The sequence below is a fragment of the Parendozoicomonas verongulae genome (assembly GCF_009711465.1).
GTDB lineage: Bacteria > Pseudomonadota > Gammaproteobacteria > Pseudomonadales > Endozoicomonadaceae > Sansalvadorimonas > Sansalvadorimonas verongulae.
This window is the reverse complement of the sequence record NZ_SMME01000663.1, coordinates 1-1,647: the sequence shown is the minus strand read 5'-3', so window position 1 is coordinate 1,647 and position 1,647 is coordinate 1. Positions and strand designations below refer to the sequence as shown.

General features: G+C 52.4%; 1 protein-coding gene. It reads left to right on the top strand.

Annotated elements, in window-relative coordinates; genetic code table 11:
• Positions 1-172 precede the first annotated feature (172 nt).
• Positions 173-1,647: hypothetical protein (locus tag E1189_RS02480; RefSeq protein ID WP_155158483.1), on the top strand; the 1,475-nt coding region annotated here is incomplete at its 3' end.

The window sequence follows — 1,647 nt, the reverse complement described above, 5'->3', positions numbered from 1 at the left end:
CTACCTGCTGGCTTATAAATTGGCAGACCGACTGGAAGGGCCTGACAGTACACCTTTACACCAGTGTTAGTTACTGAAACTTTGATACCCCAAACAGGTCTGAATGACTGGTTATTTATGATTTGTTCATGGGTAGTCAGTAACTTGGAATAAACCGGAAAGGATACTGATAATGGATAGCTGCTCGTTTTCAACTGTTTCACAGCCTTTTGCCGCCCCCTCTCCCGAAGAAGTCTCTGCTTATCCGGTCACAAATCTTGAGCACCTGGAAACGACTGGTTGCGAACCGTTGACGGCCATGGACACAACTCCCCTCGCCAGCTATTCCATCTCTCTTGCGCCCCCGGCAGCGCTTATTGCTCATAACCAGTACTCTGCCGCGGTACTGAAAAGCCTGTATCAGACTGGTGAAGTCAGTGACCCGCTCCAGGCGCTGCGTATGATAAAAGAGGGGTTGGACCCCAATAGTCTGGGCATCCGCATAACAGCCTCTCCCGAGTCAATGCGCGACAGTCTGAGAACGCTATTGCCTGACTACTCGCTGGCCAATTTGTTTTTATCCCTGCCCAAAGAACTGAGGAATGCCCTCTTTAATCACGAACTGGGCCCCCTGCTCGTGAAGGAATCGCCATGCATGCTCAAATATCTACCATCCGAACTGTTCACCCCGGCCTTTCTTGATACCTGCATCGCCAGCAATAAACAGACTCTTCTCGAGGTGTTCACGATGTTTCCTGACCACCCCATAGACTTTGAAGCTTTGGTGCAGGCGGCTCCCTCAGCTATCGTGAAGGTGCCACACCATCACTGTACCCAGGCCATGAAAGAGCAGGCTGTCCGACTCATCCCTGAGTTGATCACGCATTTTAAAAACGATCTGGACCCTGGGTACAGCAAACTGTGCAGGGTGGCACTGATCCAGGAGGGGGAGGCTCTGCGTTATATTCCCAAGCACCGTATCACGCTGAATATGGTGAAACAGGCAATGGAGAGCGAACCGTTACCTCGCATACAAGATATCCCAGAGCACATGCATACGTCGGCCATGTGTCAAAAGCTTCTGCTGAAGGCACCGGCGATTAATAGTGAATCTGATACGAGTGACTACTACCCTGAGAATTTCCTGGAACGCTTTCCGGCTCTGATGCCACACCGGAGCCGTTTTTTTCACTGGCTGGCAGGGCTGCCTGTGGCCAAGCGTACCGAAAAACTGTGTGCAGAGTTTATACAGCAGTTTCCAGACGCCACACACTTGATTCCAGAGCCTGTTTTGTCCAGGCACCCGGAATGGCTACGAGAAAAACCAATTCCCCCCAATATGGATAGTCATTATGTTTCTCTGCAGAGGTACCCTCTTCCCGACACTGGGCCGGAAGCCTGTCGGAATTGGTTCAATCACTATGGGCCACTGGTGATTTTTTCAGAAAGACATCTGCGCCCGGGCACTCCTCCCTGGGTGTGTTTAACGGCCGATCCTAAGGTTCACAGGAACTGGCTGCCAGAGCACCTGATAAGCCACCTGGTTCGTCATGGCGGCCCCGATGGTCCGGCGGCCCCCTGGGACACGACCCTTGAGACGATTTCCGAATATGCTCTTCTCTACCCGGCACAGGAATCTTGCTGCCCGCGGGAAGTGGCTCTGATCCC